Source organism: Vibrio diazotrophicus, assembly GCF_038452265.1.
Lineage (GTDB): Bacteria > Pseudomonadota > Gammaproteobacteria > Enterobacterales > Vibrionaceae > Vibrio > Vibrio diazotrophicus.
Window position 1 is genome coordinate 552,288 of record NZ_CP151843.1, and the last position, 18,159, is coordinate 570,446.

Genomic DNA, 18,159 nt, shown 5'->3' on the forward strand with positions numbered 1-18,159 from the left:
TACTCCTTTAGTCTTTACGGAACATTTCAAGCATACGTTTGGTAACGGTAAAGCCACCAAAAATGTTAATGCTTGCGATAAGAACGGCGATAAATGCCAAGAAGCTTACAAAGCCATTACCTTGCCCGATTTGTAGCAATGCGCCCACAACGATAATGCCTGAAATTGCGTTGGTTACTGACATTAGCGGAGTATGCAGAGAGTGAGTCACGTTCCATACAACGTAGTAACCCACCACACATGCAAGTACAAACACTGTGAAGTGACCTAAGAATGCAGCAGGTGCAACACTTGCAACCCATGCAAACGCACCGACACCAACAGCCAAGCCAATAATTTTCTTAGCTGGAGAGGTTGGTTCTTCTACTTTCGCTGCTTTAGGATCAACTTTCTGTGGTTTAGCTTGTGGCTGTGCTGAAACCTGAATTGGTGGAGCTGGCCAAGTAATTTCACCTTCTTTAACCACCGTAACGCCACGCAGTACCACATCTTCGAAATCGATGTTGATATTGCCGTCTTTCTCTTTACATAGCAGTTTTAGTAGATTTACTAGGTTGGTTGCGTAAAGTTGCGAAGACTGAGTTGGTAATCTGCCTACCATATCGGTATAACCGATAATTTTTACGCCGTTCGGAGTGGTAATCACTTGGTCTTTCACTGTGTACTCACAGTTACCGCCATTCGCTGCTGCTAAATCGACAATAACGCTACCCGCTTTCATTGAGTCAACCATCTCTTTGGTGACTAATTTTGGTGCAGGACGTCCTGGAATAAGAGCAGTTGTGATAATGATATCTACATCTTTAGCTTGCTCTGCATAAAGTTCTGCTGCTTTTTTATTAAACTCGTCAGACATTTCTTTAGCATAGCCGTCACCTGAGCCCGAGTTTTCTTGGTAATCAACTTCCAAGAATTCTGCACCCATTGACTGAACTTGCTCTTTTACTTCAGGGCGTACGTCAAATGCTCGAACAATTGCACCTAGGCTACCAGCGGCACCGATAGCAGCTAAGCCTGCAACACCTGCACCAGCAACAAATACTTTAGCTGGTGGTACTTTACCTGCAGCTGTAATTTGCCCCGTGAAGAAGCGACCAAACTCATGCGCCGCTTCAACGACAGCGCGATAACCCGCGATGTTAGCCATTGAAGACAATGCATCTAAAGACTGAGCACGAGAGATACGAGGTACAGAGTCCATAGCCAGCACGTTAATACTTTTTGTGGATAGTTTTTCCATTAACTCTGGATTCTGTGCTGGCCAGATAAAGCTAACTAATGTTGCGCCTTCTTTAATAAGAGCAATTTCATCCGATTCATCATTAGATAGCGGAGCATTAACTTTCAGAATTAATTCCGAGTTCCACACTTCTTCCTTTGAAACGATTTTGGCTCCAGCCTGTTCGTAAGATGCGTTATCGAAACTGGCTAAATCACCGGCATGAGATTCGATTGAAACCTCAAATCCCAGTTTAACAAGCTGCTGAACCGATGAAGGAGAAGCAGCGACCCGCGTTTCGCCCGCGAGTATTTCTTTTGGTACACCAATCTGCATAGCGATTCCTTGACTATTGGCACTGTGAATAATCTTTTTTATCTAACGCCTAATTCAAACTCAAGATATTTATAACAATATTTTAGTTTTGTTGGTTATAACGTTAAGTTGCGACTGTTTATCAATTTTGCTGAAATTACAAAGCGTTTATTTGAAGTAAGAGCTCAAACCAGTATAGGCAAGTATTGAAATTTCGTAGTGCCAAAATAAATAAAGAGCTACAAGACTATACACTTGTAGCTCTTAAATTTATGATTTCTGTCAACGACTTGATGGGTAACTAAAAGATCCGACCAGACATTTGATCTATGAACATCTGCGCTTTCTTTAACATGAGTTCTTCTGCGTCAGCTTTGTTCGACAGTACATCGGATCGAATGAAACGGTGAGTTTTAAGTTCGCCGTCTTCTTCTTTAGTTATTCTGCCTGCAATTCTATACTGGCCACCTTCAGGAATGACCTCTTGGTAAATCAAAAACTCTTTGTACTCTACGGGTTCAACCGACGCTTCTTTTACTTCTGATTTACTACCGAAAAAACGAGAAAAAAATCCCACGATAACTCCTTAAGGTAAGTTGTGCTGCTTATGGCCCAGAATTGGTTTTTCATACCATTCTAACTCGGCATCTTCATCAAATTGCGTTTGAGACATAACAATAGGTATACCGGTATCACGATCCTTACGTCTGTCATCAATGATCATACTTTCCGCTGCTTCAACCGCTGTCTGTGCATGCTCTTTTAAAATAACGAGGCGCTCTTCGGGTAAGGCAGAGAGAAAATCAATATCAAATCGAATATAGATTGGACGAAGTTGGCTAAGAGCCAAGCACGCGAGATCTGCTAATTGGTCGTGATTATATGTCGTAGCATACTTGTCTTGTGCTATCACTTGTCCAACGAGTGTTTCCATATAATTGTGCACTTCAACATTCAGTTGCATACGAGTTCTCCTATACCGATGTGTCGATGTGATATGTTCTAACAAAGTTATTGCATCAATGATCTTTAATCAAACGAAGATCGAACCTACTTGAACAATCTTTGCTCAAGCGCGCGCTTTTATAACTAAAGTTTAGCAAAAAGCTTGGAAATTCATTAAATAAAGTTATTCTTAGTTTATTAATCATAAACACAATTAGTAGTTATTCTGTTGGCTAGTTTATAAGCATGTCGTCGAGTTTAGTTACGTCGCCTTGGTTTCGTTTTACATTCCCGTTGATGCTCTTGGCAGCTATTTGGTATGGAATGAACAACGTTATTGTTCTTACCCGCGCCAATAGTGGTTTAGCGGGTGGCTTGCCTTACGCTTTATTTCTCAGTTCTATTGCCATTGCATTTATCTTCAAACAAAGCCGAATGGCAATGGTTGCTTGCACCATGCTAATCAGTTATTGGGTGATTCAATGTCGTTTGCAATCCCCTCTTTATACAGGCTCTACTCTTCTTGAACTCTCAATTCTCAGCTTTGTGTTACCTGTCGCCTGTTTATTGAGTTATGCATTTAAAAATGGTGATTTGCTTAGCCGCGCATTTTTTGTCTACTTAATACTATTGGCATGCTTCGGTCTTTGGGCGTATATAACGGTTGATTACTATGTTTCTGGCGGATACGGAAGCCTCAAAGATACTTTCTTGTTTTCCGTTCCGGAGATATCAAAGCTTCCATTTATATTGGTACTTTACTTGCTCGCAATGGTTGGTATCACAGGTATCTTTGTTTTGACTAAAAATCGAATTATGGATGTATTCATCTATACCGCCATTTTGATGTCTTCGACCACCTTTATATTTTTTCAACTTCAGTTTGTTTCCAGCACAATGTTTTCGTTGTCTGGTGCGCTGATGATGCTCTATTTAATTTCAGCCAGCCACGAGATGGCCTTTAACGATCAATTGACGCAGCTACCCGGACGACACGCACTCGAAATCGACTTAAGAAGCCCGGGACGCAAGTTCGCCATCGCTATGGTTGATATCGATCATTTCAAGTCATTCAATGATTCCTATGGGCATGATACAGGTGATGATGTATTGAAACTTGTGGCTAGCCGCATTCGCCTAGTTAAAGGAAAAGCAAAGATTTATCGCTACGGTGGCGAGGAGTTTACGATTCTGTTCAAAGGGAAAACAGCCGAACAAGCGAAAGTGTATTTGGAGCATATTCGCCAAGACATAGAACAATATGACCTAGTGATTCGAGATTCAGACAGTCGTCCTAAAGATGATAAATATGGTGCAACGAAACGTTCAGATAATCGTAGCCAATCCGTAAACATTACAATAAGTGTTGGTGTGTGTGACAGTTCTTTGGAAAGAAGAGCAAAAGAAGCCATTAAACGAGCAGACGAAGCACTCTATCAAGCAAAAAAAGCTGGTAGAAACAGAATCAAAATTGCGTCTTAATCTTGATTAAAGAACAATACCAAGCTTCCTCCTTTAAAAGCACTTCCGTAGTTAAAAGTTAATCCTAAACCTATATTGTCAACAAAGCTGATCTCAAATGGTGGCGTCATCAACCACCCGACCGTTGCTTCGTAATAGAAAGTAGTACCAAGAGGTTGTGACACATCACTGCCTACATCGACCCTTCGGATTGTGCTATAGACCGATTGAATTGAGCGGCCGATTTGCTCTATGTCGTATACGAGCGTAGCGCTGTTAACGATATACCATCCTTCACTATTGCCGATTTCGCCTTGGTTTGCTTCACCCCATCCGTAGCCATAGAAATAGTGTCCAGCAGAGGAAACTTGCCATTTGCCCCAATCTTCATTTTTCTTATAGCTGAGCTTTAAATGGGGTTCGTAGATGTTGGCCCAAGCTGTGGTGTTAAACAACAGTCCATCCAAAATGGGAGCGTATGATTTACCTGTGGCACTGTTGTAGTCCATGGTATTTTCATAACGCATTAAATGCGTACCTATCCCCGGAGTTATCGTCCAGTGTTCGTCGAACTTGTACTCATATCGATAAGCGGTATACACATCTAAGATGACTTGACGGAAATCGTCAAAGACAGTTTCGTTGCCCCATTTAACATTTTCATCTGTCGCTAAACCTGACATTCGGAAAAAGAGTTCATGCTTGTTTTTCTCTTCTTCGTCATTTAGGCGAAAAGACATTGGTAGAGTCGATATTCCATACTTCTTTCGATTGGCAACCGAGTCTTCAGTTCCCAACTCTGGATTGTCGGTATTGAAAAGCTCGTTTGGATTGAAATCCTTAATCCCAACGGTGAACACATCACTATCACTAAGTACCACTGTATAGGCAAAACTCTGCTCTAAAAAATTTTCAATGACATCAAACCCTTTTGCAGGAACATTACAGGCAAAAGCAAGAGAACAAAGTGCAAACAGTGTGGTTCTTTTAACAAACACTTATTACCGATCCTTTGTGATTGGAAATCAAACTAAACTTTAATGGAAGTATGCATCTATAGTAATAATTTAGCAGTATAAATCTCATTTACTGCCTTAAGTATCAGTAAAAGTGGCGATATTTGAAACCTAAAGCTAATCTTGGAATGGTACAACTAAATAAATGATAAATTCGTTAAATTTTAGAACAATAGAGTGCTTTCCCCAAAAAAACTAAAAGCAAATATAAAGGACGTATAGGGATGGAAGGATCTTGCCCAGAAAGACATTCGAGGTTTGGAAACAAGTGGTTTAGTACGTTATCTAAACCAGTATTAATTACAGTAGCCTGGATATTACTGTGGCGAGCGGCGGCACTTATGGAATATGCACCGCACGCGAGTATATGGTTTCCACCTTCTGGAGTCACTTACGCTGTATTTCTTATTTTCGGCTGGCGAGCAATTCCAATCGTTCTATTTGCCTCGATAACAACCACCTTTTGGGAAGATAGCATCTATGAAGCTCATCAGAGTAGTTCCACTCTATTATTAACCGGACTGCTCTTTGCAACTGCACACTGTTTTTCCTATTGGCTAGGTGCAACGATATTAAGAAAGCTCAGCCAAACTGGAAAACAATTCCGTATACCCTATTTGATCTTGATGTTTCTCACCATCGCAGCGACCTCATCGCTAATAGCGGCTATTGGCGGTTCCAACGTTATAGCAATTACTGGAATCATTTTACCAAGTGAAATCATGTCACTTTGGGGCCCTTGGTGGGTAGGCGATTTAGTTGGGGTCGTCGTTATAGCTCCCATAACGGTTGCGATATTGTCAAAATACTACCCCAAAGAAAGCCATTGGCTGGTTGAAAATTTTAAGTCTGTTTATGAGCAGTCGTCATTATCGAATTACCTGTATAAGCAGGCCATAGCGATTGTTGTACTGGCTCTCATTAGTGTTTTAGTGTCTATATATCCTGCATCCAGTGTAGTGTTCTGTGTCTTCTTTTTGGGCATAGTTCAGATGTGGATTGTATTTACCGAGAGTGCTGGACGAGCATTTCTAAGTTTGGGAATACTCAGCACAACGACCGCTATCTTAGTCTCATGGTTGCAGTTGGGAAATCACGCGATGGTTTATCAATTTACGATATCTCTGCTTGCTGCAAACACCTATTTTGGCTTATGGGTACCTCATATACTACTTGATAACCGAAATCTTCGAATTCTTGCAGAAAGAGATGTACTTACTGGCGCTCAGACGAGGCAATATTTTATTAAAAATGTGAAGAATGAAATTAGTCGCTGTCGTCGAATTAACCAACCGTTATCTTTGGCGTTATTTGATATAGATGGTTTCAAACAAATCAACGATACCTTTGGTCACACAGTTGGAGACAAAGTGCTAACAACGGTTTCACAGCATGTAAGTAAGGAGATACGACCTGCCGACCTTATTGGGCGTTTTGGTGGTGATGAGTTCATGCTGTTATTGCCAAGTGACGATTTGCAGCATGCGATTCAAGCCGCGGAACGTATCCGAGATAGTATTGAATGTTTGAGTATCCCATCTTTAGAAAGAAACATCACATGCAGCTTCGGAGTCGTGGAAATTACCTCAGACGATACTTTTGTTTCAGCTTTTGAGCGCGCCGACAACTTCCTGTTGGATGCAAAGAAATGCGGAAAAAATCAAGTAAAGCCTATTTTACAATAAGTTATGTTTCAAAAATGGTGCAAATTATTTTGTGACACTGTAGCAAAATAAGTTACACCATTACTAACATTTTTAAATCCAAGACTTAACTTTCTCTTCAGAGGGAACCCCTCCTGAGTGAATGACTTGCTCATTCAAGACAACCGCCGGCGTTGACATAACACCGTAGTTCATAATGGCTTCCATATCCGTGACTTTTTCTACCTTCACATCAACCCCTACCGCTTCCGCCACGTTCTCAATCAGTTTTGCTGTGTTGATACAATTTGCACAACCAGAACCAAGCACTTTGAACACTTTCATATATAACCTCTTCAAATTTCCCAAGTAATTAAATTGAACATCCAGCCGATAATCGTGAATGCACTAAGTAATAAAGCAAAAAGTATCCCTAGCAAACGCCACTGCATAACCTGTTTCAACATCACAAACTCAGGAATACTTGCAGCGACCGTACTCATACAAAACGCTAGCGTTGTGCCTACGGGCAACCCGTTCCGTAGCAGGCTTTCCATAATTGGAATAACACCCGTCGCATTTGAGTACAGAGGTATACCAATGAGTACTGATGCAGGTACAGACCACCACTGCCTGCTCCCTAAGTGGCTTTCAATCCAACCGTCTGGTACGTAACCATGTAACGCAGCACCAACACCAACACCTATCAAAACCCACTTCCACACTCGACTGAAAATTTCGTGTGTTTCGTTTTTCGCAAATTCATTACGCTGTTTGAATGTCATCGGGCTGGTTTCGCATTGATTAACGACTCCAGAAGCAATATTAGGCGCATTCTTCATCGCTTTAGCTGCAAAAGGTTGAAGCCAACGTTCAGCTCCTAGCAAATCAAGTAACCAACCACTGAACATGCCAATAACCATACCGGCTAATACATACAGAAGAGTAAACTTCCACCCCAAGAGGCTGATGAGGAGTAATACTGCTATTTCGTTCACCAAGGGAGAAGTAATAAGAAAAGCCATGGTGATACCTAGTGGTATGCCCGCTGTCGTAAAACCAAGAAATACCGGAATACTTGAACATGAACAAAATGGAGTAATAGCGCCAAAAACACTCCCCATAAAGTAGCCAACAACGCGTTTTTTACCAGAGAGATAATCTCTCACTTTCTCCACATTGAGAGAGGCGCGTAAAAGAGCTATCAAATAAATCATTACTGCCAATAAAACGAGGATCTTACTGGTGTCTTCAACAAAAAAATGGACCGCTTGGCCTAACCGAGTCTCGGCATCTAATCCCAGTAGTTGATACGTAAACCAATCAGCTAATGATGTAAAAACCCAGAACATCTTTCACTCTCCCTACATCGAACATTAAAGGGCAACCCGCTCGTTGCTTATTAATGAAGACGTGATAAGCGCTAAAAAGACGCAATAAATTTTCATGAAGAAATGAAAAAGATCGTGATTCAACGTTTGTTAGGAAAAACTATGAACGTTTAGGTGTGAAACAGCAGACTTTATGCTGTTCATCGAAGGTAATGTGGCAGTTCACTTTAAGCTGTGCTCGAAGCTTCGGCCGTGCTCTTTGAATACGTGACTTTACTGCCGTTACCGTTAAATGATGGAGTTTCGCAAATTCTTGCTGACTGTGTCCTTGTAAATCACAAAACTCGATAACAGAACGGTCATCCTCACTCAAACATGCCAGAGCTTTAGGAAGACACTGAGCGAGACTTTCTATTGGCTCACGCTCCGATCTAATGTCTAAAGCATATCGGTCATTGCTATCAGAAATAGATTCTAAACGCCCCGATTTTCGCCATTCATCAACAAGTAAGTTTTTCGCAACCGTGAACAACCAAGCTTTTTGATTTTCAATATCACAAAATGCTCGCTCTCTTTGTAATGCTCGAAGAAAGGTTTCCTGCAACAGGTCATACGCCAAGTCCTGACAGGAACAATGCTGAGTTAACCATCGATACAGAGCAGCTTCAGTTGTCGCCCAAGTATCTAATAGACAAGGAACTGGCGAATGTTGAGTTGAGTTCATAGTTCAAACGTGCTCCAAAGCTTTCTGCGACGGCCTGAGTTGCGCATTCAGTATCTAAATCATAGGACCTATTTCAGCCCTTTTTTGGGATCTGGCGCATTCTCTGGTAATAAGCTTGTTGTGTTTAAATTAATCACTCGTGTTGCGTGGTTTGAGGATGTTAGATGTTCGCTCAACCATTTAGAAGTTAGTAAATCAAGATTAAGTTATAGTGCATTATAAGTATTAAAAATAACCGGATGCTAACTTGCATCCGGCTTAGTTCTTATGTGTTATGCGTCAGGTCTTAACGCGTACTTACCTGAACCTAAGAATAAGGTTGCAATAGCAGCAAACAGATAAACTGCTATTCCCTCAACAGCCCAAGCTCCGTATTTGTTTAACGAAAAGAAGTCGCCCATATGTAATAGATAAATGACAACTACACACGTACCAATAACGACGATTGATGACAAACGCGTAAATACGCCAGCAATAATCAGAATTGGAGCAACCACCTCACCTAAGTAAACACCATATGCAATAAATGCGGGTAAACCGTTCTGTACCAGTAATCCTTGAATGAAGTCCGTACCGCCATAGATTTTGTGTATACCGTGTAATAAAAACATAAATGCGAAACTGACACGTAATACCAATTTACCTATATCCGGTTTTGCTAACTGCTTATCTAGTTGATTTAAGATTTCGATCATGACAACCATCCTTTTAGGTCTAATAATCTTTACTATAGAAGCCTATAGCACACAGTATCACCTAAAAGTATTAATCATCTTCATCAATTTTTCTGAATAATATCATTGATGTAAATCAACCTCTTATTTTCACACGTACTGTATATGGAAGCGGTCACATAACACATTTATTGTTTAATTAAATATCAACTTTAGTTCATCGAACAGCCAGTTGAATACAGGCCCTTTATCTTTGCCTTTACTGCACACTAAATCTACTGGTACGTTCCATGCTTTATGGTCGAACGCAACGCTAACTTTATGCAGTTCTCCTGATGCCACCAAGTCTTCAACCATAAATATTGGTAAGTAAGCCCAACCGACTTGTTGTTTCACCAATTCTAATACATTGTAGTGGCTTGAACTCCACCAAACTTTAGGACTTATACTGGCTAAATTGTGAGACTCTTGTTTCAGCTTTCCTCGCACTGCTATCTGCCGATATGAAGACAAATCTGATGGAAGCTTCACTTCTAATTTTGAAAGAGGATAAAGAGGATGACAAACCGCAATATAATCCACGCTGCCGACATAACAGAAGTCCACTTCTTTTGTCATATCTAACTCCGTAAACATCACACCTAGATCGACATTGTTAGACGCAATTTCCTGACAAATATCTGTAGAGGCAATTGTTAGTACATCAATTTGAGTTGAAGGAAACTTATCATCTAAGCGTTTAAACAACTTAGCCAGTTTTTTATTCATTACCCCATCATCAATAGCTATGGTTAATGCACCTTCTTCTTTTCGCTCTATCGATTGAGCGATTTTCTCAAACTCATTCGCTTGCGCGAGCAAGTTTCTTGCGCTTCGAATCAACCGTTCACCGGCAACGGTTAATTTGGGATTGCGAGAAGAGCGATCAAAAAGCTCAACTCCTAAATCTATTTCCAAAGTACTAATGCCGTGACTTACCGCTGACTGCACTTTCCCCATTTTGCGCGCACAGGCAGAAAACGAACCAAGTTCCGCTGCTAGTACCATCATTTTAATTTGTTCAAGACTCAACATATGAATTTATTCGATAGGTATTAACTTTTATCCATCATAGATACAGATACCATTAGCCGCAAATCATGTTTGTTAAATTGAAGGTGTATTGTTTATGAGTTGGTTGTATTTGGTTTTAGCTGGAGTGACGGAAATTGGTTGGCCCGTAGGCCTGAAACTTGCGCAAAGCGGACAATACAAGTGGCTGGGGATTCTAATGGCCATCAGCTTTATGGCAATCAGTGGAACACTGTTATTTCTGGCGCAAAAGAGCATACCTATGGGCACTGCCTACGCGGTTTGGACAGGTATCGGTGCAGCAGGAACTTTCCTCGTTGGTGTATTTGTCTATGGGGACGCTTCTTCACTTGTTCGCTATCTAGGTGTGTTCTTGATTTTGTCTGGTGTTGTTTTACTTAAAGTTGGGCATTAATTGAAATAAAGATCCTTAAGGGTGAGGATTCAAAAACTGAATATTTATTCACAACCAATCATTATCTTTTCGATAAAAAATTTTTGGTTTTATTGGGATATTTTTTATTGCGTGAGAAAAAGTATGACCTTATTATCGCCCTGCTTCTTGATGATAGCCAATCCGAGTACATCACAGCAGTTTTGTGGCAAGGCGATAGAGCAACTATCCAAGAGTGACTTTGACGGCGCGAACGCGCTTTTATTGACGCTCCACTTTTCATCATCCAAGACCATGAAAAGTGCCTTGTTATTTTGGAGAATTGCTATGGCTAATTCAGCTTCTGTATTGGATTTTCAATCTTTTTCTTCTCAAGCTTTGTCTGCAGAATCTATCGACCTAATCGAAACCTCTGTAGAGAAGTTTGGTGCTCCTTTACTGATTCTTGATTGCGATATTATTCGCTCTCAATATCGTGCGCTAAGCAATGCATTACCTAATGTTGCACTGCACTTTGCTCTTAAGCCACTCCCTCATCCAAATGTTGTTAAAACACTTTTGGAGGAAGGTGCATGCTTCGATTTAGCAACCACAGGTGAAGTTGAACTTGTTCAGCAACAAGGTGTACCCGCTGAGCGTACAATCCACACACACCCAATCAAGCGTGACCGCGACATTCGCGATGCACTAGTCTACGGATGCAATGTGTTTGTGGTTGATAACCTCAATGAATTAGAAAAATTCAAACCGTACAAAGATCAAGTTGAACTGCTTGTTCGCCTTAGCTTCCGCAACACTGAAGCTTTTGCTGATTTATCTAAAAAGTTTGGTTGTTCTGCTGAGCAGGCGTTAGTGATCATTGAAACCGCAAAAGAGTGGAACATTCACATCAAAGGTTTGTCATTCCATGTGGGTTCTCAAACGGCTAATCCACAAAAATATGTGGATGCAATTCGCAGCTGTAAAGAAGTAATGGACCAAGTGTTTGAACGTGGACTGCCAGCGCTAAGTACGCTAGATATCGGCGGTGGGTTCCCAGTGACTTACACTCAACAGGTGATGCCTATTGACCAATTCTGCATACCGATTAACGAAGCGTTAAACGAGTTGCCAGAAACAGTACAGGTAATTGCGGAACCTGGTCGTTTCATTGTCGCACCTGCAGTAACCAGCGTTGCGTCAGTAATGGGACAAGCAGAACGTGAAGGCCAGATTTGGTACTACCTAGATGACGGCATTTACGGATCATTCAGTGGCTTGATGTTTGACCATACTGAATATCCGCTAGTGACATTAAAGCAAGATGGCGAATTAGTACCTAGCGTTTTATCAGGCCCAACCTGTGACAGTATCGATGTGATTGCAGAGAACATCATGCTACCAAAATTGGAAAATGGTGATTTGGTCATCGGCCGTATGATGGGCGCATACACAAGCGCAACTGCAACAGATTTTAACTTTTTCAAACGCGCACAAACAATTGTGATTAACGAATTTGAAGAAAGCAGCCAACGTATGATTGGCTAACATAAAATGAATTCCGAAAGCTCCCTTAAAGGGAGCTTTTTCGTTTTAGCTTTGTTTAGGCATTGTGCCAGCGATGTCCGTAAGCGGCGCTGTAATCCGGTGTTTCTACAACATCACTTAACTCATCAACCGCTTTTAGTGGCCCAACAACGGTTCGATAAGGCAAATAACCAGCCCATACAGGCAGATCCAAATCCTCTTTATCGTCATTAACCACACCTATGCTGACTTTAACCGATGCTTCAGTTAGTGGAATGCGCAGTAACATGGTTGCACTAAGTTCTCTCTCGTTGCTCAAACGCACTTCTTGCGTACGCCCAGGTGCAATGTGTTCTACAAAATGATTCAGCAAACGATCTTTTTCTCTGTTGTCATCTACGACTGTAAAGTGACCAAAGACAACAGCAGAGCGATAATGAGCGCTGTGATGAAAAGCAGACCGAGCCAGTATCCATCCGTCAAACAAGGTAAAAGTTAAACAGGTTTGCACCCCGTTTTTTAGTGAACGTAGCAAGCGGCTGTTATTGGCACCATGGATGTAGACATGATCGTCCACGCGCCAAGCTAACATCGGAATGACCACCGGTCCCTGTTCATTATTAATCGCAATATGTGCGATTAGGCTTTCATCAATAATTTGGTGAAGACTCTCCAAATCAAACTGAGCTTTGTGTACTGCTTTTTTAATCTGCGTTCTCGGTGTATTTGAAAGCATCGTCTATCCCTATCTAAATCTGACTTCATGGTTGCAATGTAGCAACACACTGGTACCTTAAGAAGAACCAGTTTTGGATTAAGGACAGATCCACTTTGCAACCCATCGACTCCGGCGATTTAGTACTTCAAAACGACAAATCATCGAAACAGGAAAGCCTGTTCCACGCTATACGCGAAAAAATCGTTAAGCAGCTTTGGCATAAAGGAGGAAAGCTTCCTTCAACACGTAAGCTTGCCGAAGAACTTCAACTCAGCAGAAATACTGTTACTGCGGCCTATGAACAGCTCGCTGCTGAAGGTTACATTGAAGCACGCTCCGGTTCTGGCTTCTACGTAACGGTTGAACTGCCTGATCACTACTTGCCATGTGCAGACATCGTCAAATCAACCGAAACCAACAAAAGCATACCTTCTATTAACAGCGCGTTTGCTCCGGGTGTTCCCGATCTGCATCAGTTCCCTATTGCCAAGTGGCACAAGTATGTTCAGCTACACTCCACCCGCCAATACTTACTTGGCAATAATGGTATCCAAGGTGATAGTGCTCTTAGAATGGCCTTGAGAAATTATCTTGCTACCAGTCGCTCTGTACATTGCGATGCCAGCCAAATCATTATTACGTCGGGCGCGCAACAAGCGTTAATGATAGCGCTGATGGCAGTAATGGAGAGCCATGATTCGGTATTGATGGAACAACCGGGCTATTCCAAAATGCGTAAAATCATTGAGCTTTTAAACTACCGGTTTGAGCCTGTTCATGTTGAAGAGTATGTAGGTTTTGACTTGGAGAGCATTCTCAACAGTAAAGCCCGCGCTTTATACATTACGCCAAGTAACCAATACCCGATGGGCACAACGTTAAATACGGAGCAACGTTTAAAGCTGATTGAATGGGCAACTCAGGGGAATCACTGGATTATTGAAGACGACTATGACAGTGAGTTTCAGTTCGCACATCGTCCTTACACCAGTCTGCAAGGTCTATCGTCTGAAATCGGCCACGATTCGCGAGTTATCTATATCGGGTCGTTGAGCAAAACTATGTTCAACAGTTTGAGAATGGGTTATCTCATCGTTCCTTCCGCTTTGGTCGAAAAATGCTTAGCGATAAAAGATGCATTGACCGGAGACTCCCCTGCACACATCCAAGCTGCACTTGCTGATTTCATAAGTTCAGGCGATTTTCTGCGTCATATCAGAAAGATGCGTAGACTTTATAAAGAAAAACATCATCAGATGATTCTCTCCATAAACCAGCATTTTGGTGATGATGCTGAGGTTATCAGCCAAGCCGCGGGCCTTCACGTTACGCTTAAGTGGCTAAAAGATGTTAATGAGGTGACATTGTCACAAAAAGCGTTCAAAAAAGGGATTATCATAAGGCCATTAAGTTACTACGAGCATCCAGATTTCAAGCTGCGCAACTGGCAAGGCGCAGTGCTCGGATTTGGTAATATTTCAACGGACGATATCGACGAGAAAATAAAACAGATTGCCGATCTGTTTTACAACTTAGATAGCCAACTGTGACCCGTAAGAACCTTTTTGTTACACTGCATTTACCCACATGGATTTGGACCTTTTATGTCGCAAAGCAATAAAAAGATAACCATTACAGACGTTGCTCAACACGCCAATGTTTCGGTTACTACTGTGTCACTTGTACTGAGTCAAAAAGGTCGAATTTCAGCCCAGACAATCGCTCGTGTTCAAAAAGCCATTGATGAGTTGGGGTTTGTTCGAAATCAGACTGCAGCAAACTTACGTACTCAATCGACCAAAACGATCGGTTTGATGGTCAACAACAAAAATGACTTTTCGACTTATCGTATGGTGGCGGGAATTAGCGACGTTCTTGAGCAAAATGGATACATGCTCTATCTGACACAATGCGGACAAAACGCAGAGGTCTACGATCAAAAGCTTCTCACCCTATATCAGCAAGGGGTCGAAGGGATCATCATGTCTCCTATCGATGATCAGCATCTGCTATCACTTCGAAAACCAGAAAGCTTTCAAATACCATTAGTTTGTCTATCTTCAGCAAAACTCGATAGCGATATTGATTACATCACTCCAGACAATACACACAGCGCAAAATTGGCAACAGAGCACCTGATTCGTCAGGGACACCGACGTATCGCTTATGTTGGCGGAACAACTGGCTCTCCATGCAGAGATGAACGCATCGCTAGCTACCGTTATACGCTAAGCCAATATGGATTACCTTCAAAACAGGAATGGATTTTAGACGGAGATTTCATCTCCGAAGATCTGGTTCAAGCCGTGAATATGCTACTTACAGAGCAAACTCAAATTACAGCGATCCTCTGTCACGATGCTTCCAGCGCTCTAAGCTGTGTTAACGGTGTTCGAAAAAGTGGTCGAGAGATAGGAAAAGAACTGTTTATTGATGAGCGCGTAGCCTTAATCAGCTTTGATGATTCTGAACAGCTAATGCTCAATCATCCCTCTTTGACTTGTGTCTACACAGATCCTTATTCTGTTGGTGAATCTGCTGCACTGCGTTTGCTAGACAGTATTCGTAACCCTTGCGATTCCGATCATAAAAGCATGCTACTGCCAGCCAAGTTCATTCATCGGAACTCCGCATAGAAAAAGCGATGGGATACCCCATCGCTTCGCAATATGTTACCGCGTCACTATGCCATTTGCTGTTGCAGTGACTCTATTTGGTCAGAAAGGAACTGTGCTCGTGCACCAAATATGATTTGAATACCAGTATCACCAACATAGACCACGCCTTTCGCACCCAAGTCGCTCAACGCATCGCGATTCACTTTATCCTTATCTTTCACTTACAACCGTAGGCGCGTAATACACGCGGTTGAGCTTGCAATATTATCCATTCCGCCGATGGCTAACAAAATTTGTGTCGTGAGTTCTTCATCGGTAATTTCATCCAGATTGTTAGAAACATCCGTTCTACCCGGCGTTTTTACGTCTAGCTTACGGATCACTACTCGGAAGACTCCGTAATAGATCATCGCCATAGGGATACCAATGAAGATTACTTTGACCCAATTCGTTTCAAAACCATTTAGTGAAGGCATGATGCCAAAAGAAATATAGTCTATCAGCCCTGCCGAGAATGACTTCGCGATATGTGCATCGAGCACATACATCATCATGTATGACAGCCCCGCCATTACAGCATTAAACACATACAAAATTGGCGCAACGAATATAAAGGTAAACTCAACAGGCTCAGTAATTCCGGTGATGAAACAGGTCAACGCTGCCGAAAACAAAATACCCGCTGCTATTTTTTTGTTCTTCGTGTGTGCCTCGTGATACATCGCCAAACATGCGGCAGGTAATGCAAAAAGCATCAGAGGGAATTCCCCTTGCATAAACTTGCCAGCATCGTTGTACGTATCAGAGCTGAATGATTTCACACCATCTGTCAGCATCTTAAACCAAATAGTTTGGTCGCCATTAATAACAGCGCCTGTTGGTGTCACATACTCACCAAAAGTGAACCAGAATGATGGGTACCATACATGGTGTAAACCCAATGGAATCAGTGCCCTTTCTGTCAATCCGAAGATAAAGGTAGATAGCATTTGGTTATCGCCATTAACAACGGTGGATAAAGCATCGATACCATTCTGAACGTATTGCCAAACGTAGGGTAAAACTAAACCTAATAGAAAAGAGTAAAACGCACATGAAATGGCTACGAATCGTTTGCCGGAAAAGAAGCCTAAAAATTCAGGCAATCGAATGTCGTGATAACGCTTATAGCAGTAGGCCGCTAAGATACCGGAAATCAGGCCACCAAATACGCCCATTTGTAGCGAAGGAATACCAAGTACTAATGCGTATTTACCACCTGCACTTGCCATTTCTGGAGTAATGCCAAGTAAAGCGCTAATTGTTGAATTGATAATGAGTATTGAAACGGCTGCTGATAGAGCAGCGATCCCAGATTCTGAAGCCAAACCTACCGCAGAACCAATCGCAAAAAGTAACGGCAAGTTGTCAAATACCACACCACCAGCATGCATCATTAATGGCATGCCAAATTTGTCACCAAACGCAAGTAATAAGCCTGCGGCTGGAAGTAATGAAATTGGCAACATCAGTGCGCGCCCTATGAGCGATAACTGAGATAGAGGAGTTGCCAATGCCCGCAAATATTTCGTCATATTCATTCCTTAAAATTGTAACCACCATGGGAAACACCATGTTTCAACTACAATATGACTCTCTAAAAGGCTTATTTACAAAGTAATCAATTCAAGTAAAACGTTTTACCTCGCAAACAATAGTTATAGATAAAACGTTTTACTAACACAATTAGTTATATATGAGAACCGCTTACACTCGTTTATGAATATGAATAAATAGGTCGTTTGCTTTTACTAAAATGCCAGTGAGCCTAGGTTGCTCATCTGCTTTAATACCCAGTGAACTCGCTGCTGCACATAAGGAGTCATGGGTACCGGCTGAATTCTGTAAGGATTTGGCAATACAACCGCCAATTGAGCGGCTTGATAAGGCGTTAACTGATGTGCCGAAACACCAAAATAATGCTCACTTGCCGCCTGAACGCCGTAAATACCGGGGCCAAACTCAACAACGTTCAAATACATTTCCATGATTCGTTCTTTGCCCCAAACTAACTCGATCAGCAGCGCGATATAAAGTTCGTAGGCTTTGCGCAGATAAGTATGACTAGGGAACAGAAAGATATTCTTTGCTGTCTGCTGAGTAATGGTACTCGCACCTCTTTTTGGTCCTTGGTCTCCACTGCTACTGATCACAGACAGTATTGCCGAAACATCGACGCCCCAATGATAGGGAAATCTCTGGTCTTCCGAAGCCATAATCGCTAAAGGCAACGACGGAGATGTGTAATCTATCGATACCCATTGGTGCTGAGTCTGCTCTGGGTATCCCTTGGGAGGAAACAAGGTACGGGATACCTGCCAGCCCCAAGTCGGCGGGTTCACAAACTTCAAGATAACAACCAGCACCAAAGGCAGACAGAAAGCCACAGTGATCAATGTGACCAATAATCTTCCAATCCTTCTCTTCAATTTTCGGGCAATACCTTTCAAATCTGTACCTTTATATAAAATTGCAATGCTAAGTC

The 18,159-nt window shown here is 41.9% G+C and carries 19 protein-coding genes; 6 read left to right on the forward strand and 13 right to left on the reverse strand.

The window, feature by feature from the left end; translation table 11 throughout:
* Positions 1-7: 7 nt before the first annotated feature.
* The 3 genes from AAGA51_RS17850 to AAGA51_RS17860 form a co-directional block, all read right to left on the reverse strand.
* The gene (locus tag AAGA51_RS17850; RefSeq protein WP_042487013.1) at positions 8-1,555 is read right to left on the reverse strand and encodes a Re/Si-specific NAD(P)(+) transhydrogenase subunit alpha; all 1,548 of its coding nucleotides are present in this window, start codon (positions 1,553-1,555) and stop codon (positions 8-10) included.
* Positions 1,556-1,835: 280 nt separating this feature from the next.
* A complete protein-coding gene (locus tag AAGA51_RS17855; RefSeq protein ID WP_042487009.1) occupies positions 1,836-2,111 on the reverse strand; it encodes an HlyU family transcriptional regulator in 276 nt (91 codons plus the stop codon).
* Between the two features lie 9 nt (positions 2,112-2,120).
* Complete coding sequence (locus AAGA51_RS17860; protein ID WP_042487006.1) at positions 2,121-2,498, reverse strand: late competence development ComFB family protein; 378 nt, start codon at positions 2,496-2,498, stop codon at positions 2,121-2,123.
* A 227-nt stretch (positions 2,499-2,725) separates the two neighbouring features.
* On the opposite strand from AAGA51_RS17860, the gene AAGA51_RS17865 reads away from it, so the two are divergent.
* On the forward strand, positions 2,726-3,961 hold the full coding sequence (locus AAGA51_RS17865; protein ID WP_156102055.1) for a GGDEF domain-containing protein: 1,236 nt from the start codon (positions 2,726-2,728) through the stop codon (positions 3,959-3,961).
* Here AAGA51_RS17865 and AAGA51_RS17870 read toward each other — a convergent pair.
* Positions 3,958-4,917 carry a Solitary outer membrane autotransporter beta-barrel domain gene (locus AAGA51_RS17870; RefSeq protein WP_081878733.1) on the reverse strand — a complete coding sequence of 320 codons (960 nt, stop codon included), beginning with the start codon at positions 4,915-4,917 and terminating at the stop codon, positions 3,958-3,960. The genes AAGA51_RS17865 and AAGA51_RS17870 overlap by 4 nt on opposite strands.
* A gap of 263 nt (positions 4,918-5,180) precedes the next feature.
* On the opposite strand from AAGA51_RS17870, the gene AAGA51_RS17875 reads away from it, so the two are divergent.
* The gene (locus tag AAGA51_RS17875; RefSeq protein WP_081878726.1) at positions 5,181-6,641 is read left to right on the forward strand and encodes a sensor domain-containing diguanylate cyclase; all 1,461 of its coding nucleotides are present in this window, start codon (positions 5,181-5,183) and stop codon (positions 6,639-6,641) included.
* A gap of 72 nt (positions 6,642-6,713) precedes the next feature.
* Here AAGA51_RS17875 and AAGA51_RS17880 read toward each other — a convergent pair whose 3' ends face one another.
* The 5 genes from AAGA51_RS17880 to AAGA51_RS17900 all read right to left on the reverse strand — a co-directional run bounded on the left by AAGA51_RS17880 (position 6,714) and on the right by AAGA51_RS17900 (position 10,402).
* Complete coding sequence (locus tag AAGA51_RS17880) at positions 6,714-6,944, reverse strand: thioredoxin family protein (RefSeq protein ID WP_042486998.1); 231 nt, start codon at positions 6,942-6,944, stop codon at positions 6,714-6,716.
* 11 nt (positions 6,945-6,955) lie between these two features.
* Positions 6,956-7,951, reverse strand: a complete 996-nt coding sequence (locus tag AAGA51_RS17885; RefSeq protein WP_042486995.1) for a permease — start codon at positions 7,949-7,951, stop codon at positions 6,956-6,958.
* 139 nt (positions 7,952-8,090) lie between these two features.
* Positions 8,091-8,654 carry a sigma-70 family RNA polymerase sigma factor gene (locus tag AAGA51_RS17890; RefSeq protein ID WP_042486993.1) on the reverse strand — a complete coding sequence of 188 codons (564 nt, stop codon included), beginning with the start codon at positions 8,652-8,654 and terminating at the stop codon, positions 8,091-8,093.
* Positions 8,655-8,926: 272 nt separating this feature from the next.
* A complete protein-coding gene (locus AAGA51_RS17895; RefSeq protein WP_042486991.1) occupies positions 8,927-9,349 on the reverse strand; it encodes a DoxX family protein in 423 nt (140 codons plus the stop codon).
* A gap of 174 nt (positions 9,350-9,523) precedes the next feature.
* Complete coding sequence (locus AAGA51_RS17900; RefSeq protein ID WP_042486989.1) at positions 9,524-10,402, reverse strand: LysR family transcriptional regulator; 879 nt, start codon at positions 10,400-10,402, stop codon at positions 9,524-9,526.
* A gap of 94 nt (positions 10,403-10,496) precedes the next feature.
* Between AAGA51_RS17900 and AAGA51_RS17905 the strand changes: the two genes are divergently transcribed.
* Positions 10,497-10,814, forward strand: a complete 318-nt coding sequence (locus AAGA51_RS17905) for a DMT family transporter (RefSeq protein WP_042486985.1) — start codon at positions 10,497-10,499, stop codon at positions 10,812-10,814.
* Positions 10,815-11,120: 306 nt separating this feature from the next.
* The gene (locus tag AAGA51_RS17910) at positions 11,121-12,320 is read left to right on the forward strand and encodes a type III PLP-dependent enzyme (RefSeq protein ID WP_042486982.1); all 1,200 of its coding nucleotides are present in this window, start codon (positions 11,121-11,123) and stop codon (positions 12,318-12,320) included.
* 55 nt (positions 12,321-12,375) lie between these two features.
* Here the strand turns inward: AAGA51_RS17910 and AAGA51_RS17915 are convergent, their stop codons facing one another.
* Positions 12,376-13,035 (reverse strand): pyridoxamine 5'-phosphate oxidase family protein, encoded by a 660-nt coding sequence (locus AAGA51_RS17915; RefSeq protein ID WP_042486979.1) that lies wholly within the window; start codon positions 13,033-13,035, stop codon positions 12,376-12,378.
* A gap of 95 nt (positions 13,036-13,130) precedes the next feature.
* On the opposite strand from AAGA51_RS17915, the gene AAGA51_RS17920 reads away from it, so the two are divergent.
* Together AAGA51_RS17920 and malI are read left to right on the forward strand one after the other, a co-directional pair.
* Positions 13,131-14,567: a PLP-dependent aminotransferase family protein gene (locus tag AAGA51_RS17920; protein WP_156102054.1), complete on the forward strand. Its 1,437-nt coding sequence runs from the start codon at positions 13,131-13,133 to the stop codon at positions 14,565-14,567.
* 54 nt (positions 14,568-14,621) lie between these two features.
* Positions 14,622-15,653, forward strand: coding sequence for a Mal regulon transcriptional regulator MalI (gene malI / locus AAGA51_RS17925; protein WP_042486972.1), 1,032 nt, complete (start codon positions 14,622-14,624; stop codon positions 15,651-15,653).
* A gap of 47 nt (positions 15,654-15,700) precedes the next feature.
* Here the strand turns inward: malI and AAGA51_RS17930 are convergent, their stop codons facing one another.
* The 3 genes from AAGA51_RS17930 to mtgA form a co-directional block, all read right to left on the reverse strand.
* Positions 15,701-15,856, reverse strand: a complete 156-nt coding sequence (locus tag AAGA51_RS17930) for a hypothetical protein (RefSeq protein ID WP_255209391.1) — start codon at positions 15,854-15,856, stop codon at positions 15,701-15,703.
* A complete protein-coding gene (locus tag AAGA51_RS17935) occupies positions 15,857-17,209 on the reverse strand; it encodes a PTS transporter subunit EIIC (RefSeq protein WP_255209390.1) in 1,353 nt (450 codons plus the stop codon). It lies immediately after the preceding gene.
* Between the two features lie 216 nt (positions 17,210-17,425).
* Positions 17,426-18,103, reverse strand: coding sequence for a monofunctional biosynthetic peptidoglycan transglycosylase (mtgA, locus tag AAGA51_RS17940; RefSeq protein ID WP_415679617.1), 678 nt, complete (start codon positions 18,101-18,103; stop codon positions 17,426-17,428).
* Between the last annotated feature and the right edge of the window lie 56 nt (positions 18,104-18,159).